General features: G+C 37.2%; 6 protein-coding genes. 1 reads left to right on the top strand and 5 read right to left on the bottom strand.

Annotation, left to right across the window (positions count from 1 at the left end):
- Nucleotides 1-71: 71 nt before the first annotated feature.
- From E1171_RS12135 to E1171_RS12115, 5 genes are all read right to left on the bottom strand, one after another.
- Nucleotides 72-725, bottom strand: coding sequence for an NAD(P)H-binding protein (locus E1171_RS12135; RefSeq protein ID WP_155206273.1), 654 nt, complete (start codon nucleotides 723-725; stop codon nucleotides 72-74).
- A 99-nt stretch (nucleotides 726-824) separates the two neighbouring features.
- Nucleotides 825-1,604: an SDR family NAD(P)-dependent oxidoreductase gene (locus E1171_RS12130; protein WP_155206272.1), complete on the bottom strand. Its 780-nt coding sequence runs from the start codon at nucleotides 1,602-1,604 to the stop codon at nucleotides 825-827.
- A 57-nt stretch (nucleotides 1,605-1,661) separates the two neighbouring features.
- The gene (locus E1171_RS12125) at nucleotides 1,662-2,477 is read right to left on the bottom strand and encodes an SDR family oxidoreductase (RefSeq protein WP_155206271.1); all 816 of its coding nucleotides are present in this window, start codon (nucleotides 2,475-2,477) and stop codon (nucleotides 1,662-1,664) included.
- Between the two features lie 298 nt (nucleotides 2,478-2,775).
- A complete protein-coding gene (locus E1171_RS12120; RefSeq protein ID WP_155206270.1) occupies nucleotides 2,776-3,684 on the bottom strand; it encodes a helix-turn-helix domain-containing protein in 909 nt (302 codons plus the stop codon).
- A 515-nt stretch (nucleotides 3,685-4,199) separates the two neighbouring features.
- A complete protein-coding gene (locus E1171_RS12115; protein WP_155206269.1) occupies nucleotides 4,200-6,356 on the bottom strand; it encodes a fibronectin type III domain-containing protein in 2,157 nt (718 codons plus the stop codon).
- A 257-nt stretch (nucleotides 6,357-6,613) separates the two neighbouring features.
- Here E1171_RS12115 and E1171_RS12110 point away from each other — a divergent pair.
- The coding region (locus tag E1171_RS12110; protein WP_155206268.1) for a hypothetical protein at nucleotides 6,614-7,500 on the top strand (887 nt) is incomplete at its 3' end.

Raw genomic sequence — 7,500 nt, 5'->3', positions numbered from 1 at the left:
GGGCATTCCAAATTCTATTAGAGCTTTGGTAATAACTTATTTATTCCCTAAAATATTTTTTTCAAACAGTATTATGGGTTAATAAAATTAACAATATCTCTGTTTTCCAGTGTTCTTTTTCCACTCGCATCACCCGACTGGAAAATGGCCGAAGCTAATTCTGTAGATTTAATGCTGGTATTTTTACCCATTAATCGGATTAAGGGATACAATGCCCTGGAGATTTCATAAGTAATATTAGGTTCCTTACGTTTATGAACGGGATAAATATAACCAGGTCGAAATATCTGCACATGTTCCAATTCTTTTAAAAGGTAATTTTCCGCCATTCCTTTATATTTGGCAAATGCCATTCGGCTCCTTTCTGTTCTATCCGCACCGGCACCACTTAAAAAGCAAAAAGTGGCTTTTGGACTATGTTTTTTCAATGTGTCAACAAATGAAGTAATATAATCTACCGTGATTTCTTTGAATTTTTCCTTTGAAACTTGACCTGTGTATACCCCTATACAAAAGTATACGGTATCTATTGCTTTAAATAAGTCTTCAAATTGTGCATAATTCTTAAAATCAGGAATAATTACTTCCTTGAGGTTCTTTTTCGAAATACCACTTGGCCTTCGTACCAAACTTATCACTTCTTTTACATCCGGGGAAGAAAGAGATTCTTTTAGTACAAGTCCACCGATCATTCCTGTGGCTCCGGTTATTAATACTCTTTTCATTCAGTCTTTTTTAAATTTATTTAATGAAAGGTAGATGGTTAAAGAATTAAATGATAGTGCCTTTCCCTTATGTCCATTTCAAATTTAAGTATTTCGTCCTTAGCTAACCTCTTGCATTTTTCTGATCTGGCTAAGTAAAACTTTCTTAGGTATAAAAGGAAGAGCTACTTTCATCATTTTTTGTGGGAAAGTCAATCCGGAAATGACATCCAATTTACCTACCAACATTCCCTTATATCCATCTTTCGCTACCGAGACAGCACTTACCGTTTTGTTAAACAATGACGTTTCCTCCATGCCGGAAATTTTGGCAAATTCTGTTTCGGTTGCTCCAGGCATTAAGTTGGTTACCGTCACCTGGGTATCGTGCAATTCTTCGGAAAGCGCATTGCTAAAAAAGGTGACGTACGCTTTTGATGCATAGTAAACAGCTTGTAAAGGGCCGGGCATAAAGCTGGCTGGAGAAGAAACATTCAAAATCTTCCCCTTATTTCGCTGTACCATATGTGGGAGAAAATATCGCGTTAAGGCAGTTAGTGCTGTGATGTTTAAATTAATCATGGCTAAATCCTTTTCCCAAGGCCTTTCATGGAATTTTCCTCTACCACCAAACCCTGCATTATTAATGAGGAAATCTATTTGCAGACCCTGGTTTTGCACTTCCTCATAAATCTCTTTGGGAGCATTTGGGTTGGCAAGGTCCTTTGCAATAACATGTACTTTTCCGGAATACTTTTCTTCCAATTCATTTTTTAGTTGATTTAATTTATTGGCGCTACGCGCAACAATGATTAAGTTACCTCCATTTTCTGCGTGGATTCTGGCCAATTCTTTTCCAATTCCGCTTGAAGCTCCCGTAATTAATGCTGTTGTTTTCATAAGCTTAATTTTAAGTAGCCTTCGGAAACCATTTCCCGAAGGCTTTTAATATTATATTTATAATCCAAATTGTTGTTTAATCCCACCAATGAAGGTTTCATCATCTAATTGCTTTCGGTTTGCCATTAATGTTTTAGCATCTTCCCCGGCGGTGTATCTCAACTGATTGCTACCATCGGTTGCTGCTTGGTAAATCACCTCAGCAACCACACTGGAAGGAGAGGCATTAGCCAATAAACTGTCAAAAGAACCCATGATTTTATTCACCAGGTTTTGATAACCTTCCATGTTTTCATCATTGTTGAAATCAAATGACCGCCCTGCAAAATCTGTGGCAATGGCTCCTGGCTCTATAATTTTTACCTGGCAACCGATTTGTTCCAGTTCATAATTTAAGGCCTCGGAAATGCCCTCGACTGCAAACTTTGTCCCATGGTAAAGGGATCCTAAAGGAAAGGTCATTTTCCCACCTATAGACGAAATATTGATAATCATACCCTCCTTATTTTCTCTGAAATGGGATAAAATAGCTTTAGTGGTATCTAGAAGGCCGATGACATTGGTATTGAATTGCCGAAGCACATTTTCTCTAGGCGTAGCTTCTAGCGCACCATATGCACCATAACCCGCGTTGTTGATTAATACATCGATTTTGCCAAACCCCTCAATACCACCTTCAATGGCATTTTTAATGGAGGAAAGATCAAGTACATCGAGTCGAGTTACCAATACATTGTTCAGTTTGGTTAATTCTTTTTCTTTTTCAGGTGTTCTCATGGTGGCAATTACGTTCCAACCTTTTTCCTGAAATAGGAGAGCAGTGGCTTTACCAATCCCACTACTGGCTCCTGTGATTAAAATAGTTTTTGCCATGATTTTAATTGACTTTTAAGGTTCGAAAATTTCACTAGGAATTCCAAAAGAGCTCAAGCTTCCCCAAAAAGGGGAAGAAAACGCAAGGGAGCCCTTTGGGGTATTGAAATCCATTTGTGTTCTTTTGGATATTCAAAGATCGAAAAGAAATTAATGAAGTAGGCACACTATTTCCGGTATGAAAAACACATTTCACTGAATTTTCTAGAAGGAAAAAGGAATAAAAAAAAGGAAGTGATTAACTTCCTTTTTTAGTCATGGTGCATGAACTAATTTGAATGTCTTGTAAATATTTGATTTATGTTAATTCTCTGTATTTCTGTGGAGTAAGTCCTGTTTTTGTTTTAAAAAGTCTACTGAAGTAATGGGGGTAGTTGAATCCCAATGAATAGGCAATTTCGCTTACAGAATCATTGCTATTTATCAACATGTTTTTGGCTTTATCTACCAAAAAGTCATTGATGTGGTCTTTGGCACTTCTGCCGGTTTCCTTCTTTAATAGATCGCTTAAATAGTTAGGAGATAAATGAACTTTATCAGCACAATATTGTATGGAAGGAGGTCCATATTCAGTTAATTGACCTGAATTAAAATAGGCTTTAAGTAACCGTTCTACTTGTACTACGATGTCTTTGTTTTGAGGGCTACGAGTATTAAACTGACGTTCATAAAAGCGAGAACAATAATTTAATAAAAGTTCAAGGCTTGAAACGATTACTCTTTGGCTATGATTATCAATTCTTTGTTCATATTCATACCTTATTCTTTCTACACAATCGCTTAGAATCTTTTTTTCTTGCTCTGATAAATGTAAAGCTTCATGGTTTTCGTAAGAAAAAAAGGAATAATTGTCCATGTTTTCACCTAGGGCTGATCTTCTAATTAAATCGGGGTGAAAAAGGAGCATCCATCCTTTATCACCTTGGGGATCATATTTTTCTGTTGCTGAAATTACTTGATTGGGAGCAGTAAACACTAGCACTCCTTCTTCGAAATCGTAGTGCTTTCTGCCGTATAATATGCCACAATGGGCCCCCTTTAAGGAAATGGAGTAGAAATCTGGAGAATAGCGAAGCCCAATCATTTCTTCTTTGATTTCCAATTTTGAAACATCTATAATGCTCACCAGAGGGTGTTTGGGCTTTTCATAGCCCAGCATTTCATGTAATTGACTGATGGACTTTATTTTAATAATTTCTTCTGACATTGCCTTATTGTTCCATTTTTATAACAAAGGTGCACCTATTCTTATTATTACCTTAACACAAATTACGTGTATGCTAACACATTTTAAGGAATTTTTAAAAGGGCCAAAATATAAATGACTCTTATCTCAAATTTGGAGATTTTAGGTTTTAAAATGGTGGGGTATTGATCTTTGGATGCAAGTTGAGCGCTCATATTGCTCCATTAATCTAGTTAAAGTCATTTTTTGCTTTACTTTTTACTCAAAGGTTAAAAGTTTCTGATTCTAGAAAGTTAATATTCATTTTTTTGTTAGAAGTAAATGTATAAGGAGGAAACAGAATGTTTCGTTTTGTATTTCTTTAAAACATAGATCCTTTCATTACTCTAATTTTTTGATTTTGGCAAAGAAGGAAAAATAAGTCACAGGGGAGCCTCGGCTCCTCTTTATTTAATTTTTTCTGGAGGGGATTTAAAAAAAGGTCAGGCCCAGCTGGTAAAGCTGAGCCTGATAAAAATTGAAAATTTAACTATTTCTTAATGTTTAATAATCAGTCTTTGAACTTCTATTCCCTTAATGGTTTTTATTTGTACAGTATAGAGACCGGGATTAAGGTCTTGTAAATCTAGCTTATGAGTTCGTGAGCCTTTAGATAATTCAAAGAAATGAATACATTTTTGGTTTGGATCATAGAGCCTGATGGAAAGTATTTCGTTTTGGGAAGTTATCCTTAAATCAGTAGTGGCTGGGTTAGGTACTAGCTGAATAGTTTTGATAGCCTCTCCATTTTCAGTATTTTTTTGATCTTTTATTCCGCTATCTTCCATTTTATGATCAACTAACCTGCTAGCTGATAAGCTTGGTGTTTCTGAATTCTCCGTACTATATTCAATGTAAAGGAGAGGGGCTTTGGAAGATGAATTATTATAAGACCTTGCCGTGCGTTTCCCACTTCCGGTAATAATCAGGCTTACTGAGTTTCCTTCTATCCATCCAGTGCGGTTAATGATTTCTTGTATAATTGAACTTATGTTTGGAGTACGTTGGTCTGGTCCTGCGTCGTCTTTGCTTGTCCAGGCACCAGGTGTCCAGCTTACAGAAGAAGAAGTAAGGCTTCGGTTGGAGACATTATAATCTATATCTTCAAATGGGGCTGAGTCGTCACTGTCTTCGCCCTGTATAGTAAGGCTAGGAATTGTGGAACCAGTTTCATCTACCGTAAATTGTATGTAAGCATCTGTAATGGTAGCATTTTTAGGAATATTAATTCCATTAAACCGTAACCCTACCGTTTGGTCACCGGCAGATTTATAAGAGTCATAGACCAATTCTAAGTCTGAACTATTAAAATATATCTCTCCATCTTCTGCCTCTTCCACGTCGTCGTTACCATTGTTGATTCGTACTTCTAGGACTTTAGATGAGCCATCGTCTGGTGGTGTACTGTTTTTTTCGATTGTTATAACAGAACCATTGCTTGGAGACCAGATATCCAGGTTGGATGGGGGAGTAAAAACATCGTTATCATTCACAGTACCTACCTGACTTGCATTATCTACTTTTATGGTGCGTAGCTCAATTTTGTTTTCATCTACAAAGATCCATTTGAACTGATTGAATCTTCCACTGTCTCTTGTCCAGTTTTTGTTGTCGTCATTAGAACGTAATGGGGCTCCCCAACACCCTTCACCGACATACACTGAACCGTTTTCATCGTCACGAATAAAACCTTCATCATTTCCAGAGCCACTGGATGGGCGGATGGGCCAGGTAGACTTTACGGTGTGGGCATCGCATTCGACAACCACTTTTACCCCTTGCTGATAAAAGAGGTAAGCCCAATTGTTATATTGCGTGTTTCCCTCTGATTTACCACTGGTATGAGGGCGCATGGGCTTGTGATACTGGGCCATTTTCCAAACCACATTATTATGGTTATTTAAGTCATTACTTAACCAATCCGTTTGAGAACCAGAAATGGAGGTTTCAGTATTTAAAGTATATGCTCGAATAAGGTTACCCCCGAAAGTTAAAGCATAATAAACATTGGAACTGGGGACATCAAATAGGTTGTAAATGACATCATTAGAACTTTCGTGGTTTCCCCGTGCAGCAACAATAGGAATTATTCGTCCATCATCACCTATTGTTAACTGCCAGTCGTCAAACCACTCCTTCCACTCTGAGGTGGTGCCATAGTTTGTCATGTCTCCACCAAAAAGCACTGCATGTGGACGTAATTTTTTTACTAGTTGATTAGCGTTTTGTCGCGGAGTACGATTATTACGGGAATCACCCCCGGAAATGAAGGATAAGCGTTCGGTTGAAGAATCCGGGGCAGTTTTGAACCAAAAGCGATCACTTAGTCCTTCGCTATCTTTTATCACAAAGTAATAGTTGGTATTGGGTTGCAATCCAGTTAGACGAACAAAATGATTATCCATTCCTAGATAATCCACTACTCTGTCGGGGCCTGCCTGATTGGGATAGGAACTCCAATCTGTGCCATAGTCGGTAGTCCCATAGTAGAGAATAGGGTTTGAGCCTGAAAGTTGATCCCACCCGATGACTGCTGTTGTTGCTGGATTATCTCTTAAAGTGAGTCGATAGCGTCCGTTGGAAGCATGGGTATGCCAGTTGATAAACAAGCTTGTTAATAGAACAAGCAGGGTAAGATTCTGTGATCTAGTCATGTCGTTGGTTGGTTTTAATTTGATTTTTGGTAATAATGATTTTGTTGATAATGAAATCGTTTAAAACTTATTGAGAAATTAGCGACAAAATTTTACTTTTCAAATAATTGATTTTAAGTGTATTATAAATATGATTTTGCTTAATCCACGCTTAACTTTATGTTAACAAAAAGTTATTTTTGGCCTTAATTAAAAATGATTAATTTTTACTAAATTGATCAATTAAAGGATTGTATTTAAACTTTATATAAATAGATATGTTCCATAAATTTGTGAGGGAATTTGCTAATAGAGATCAGGCGATTCTGCTTTTAAAGCTAGTTTGTTTTTTGATGTTTGCCGGTAGAGGCTGGCAATTATTGTTTTGGGATGGGCCTTTTCGAGCCTTCTTTTGGGATCAAAATTTATTAGAAGGGATAGTTACGTCAATAAGTGGCCTGAGTTGGGAAGTCTACGTTACTTCAGATTGGTCTGAAAAGATGATTCAGGGTCTTTCTTATATGACCGGTCTTGTATTTGCTCTTTGTGCAATAGCCAGCCTAACGGTAAGGTTAAAATCAAAAATAGGAGGGGGAGTTTTACTTCTAGGAACTGGCCTCTTAGTGATTCTTGCACTACTTTATATGAGAGAGAAGTTTTTTCATATAGGGCAGTTTTTTGAATATAGTGCTCAGGTGGCTAGCCCTCTTTTCCTTTATTTAATGGTTTGCCGAAAACTGCTTCCTGGTAAACTTTACTTTTGGTTTAAATTAGTAATTGCGCTTACTTTCTCAGCTCATGGCTTATATGCTATCGGTTATTACCCCCGTCCAGGCAATTTTGTGGACATGGTGATCATTATCTTTGGATGCACAGAAGCTTTTGCTCATCAATTCTTGTTTTGGGCCGGAGTTTTGGATTTTATAGTAAGTGTGTTATTGTTTATACCGGCAACAAGCCGATGGGCACTAATGTATGCATTTTTGTGGGGAACCTTAACCGCTTTTGCTCGTGTAGTAGCGAATGTAGATTTTACTTTTTTTGCATCAACTTTGCATCAAAGCCTTTACGAAACCTTATATCGCTTACCACATGGAGGACTTCCTTTCATACTATTTCTGATGTTCAAACAAAAACATGTGCAAAAGTTTCCGCATAGGACTCA

The organism is Xanthovirga aplysinae (genome assembly GCF_009711365.1).
GTDB classification, from domain to species: domain Bacteria; phylum Bacteroidota; class Bacteroidia; order Cytophagales; family Cyclobacteriaceae; genus Xanthovirga; species Xanthovirga aplysinae.
The sequence above is the reverse complement of the archived record's forward strand: the minus strand, read 5'-3'. Positions and strand labels throughout refer to the sequence as shown.

Bases quoted from the DNA above. Each gene is read 5' to 3' on its own strand.
- E1171_RS12120 (WP_155206270.1), bottom strand. From the start codon at position 3,684: ATGTCAGAAGAAATTATTAAAATAAAGTCCATCAGTCAATTACATGAA.
- E1171_RS12135 (WP_155206273.1), bottom strand. From the start codon at position 725: ATGAAAAGAGTATTAATAACCGGAGCCACAGGAATGATCGGTGGACTT.
- E1171_RS12115 (WP_155206269.1), bottom strand. From the start codon at position 6,356: ATGACTAGATCACAGAATCTTACCCTGCTTGTTCTATTAACAAGCTTG.
- E1171_RS12125 (WP_155206271.1), bottom strand. From the start codon at position 2,477: ATGGCAAAAACTATTTTAATCACAGGAGCCAGTAGTGGGATTGGTAAA.
- E1171_RS12130 (WP_155206272.1), bottom strand. From the start codon at position 1,604: ATGAAAACAACAGCATTAATTACGGGAGCTTCAAGCGGAATTGGAAAA.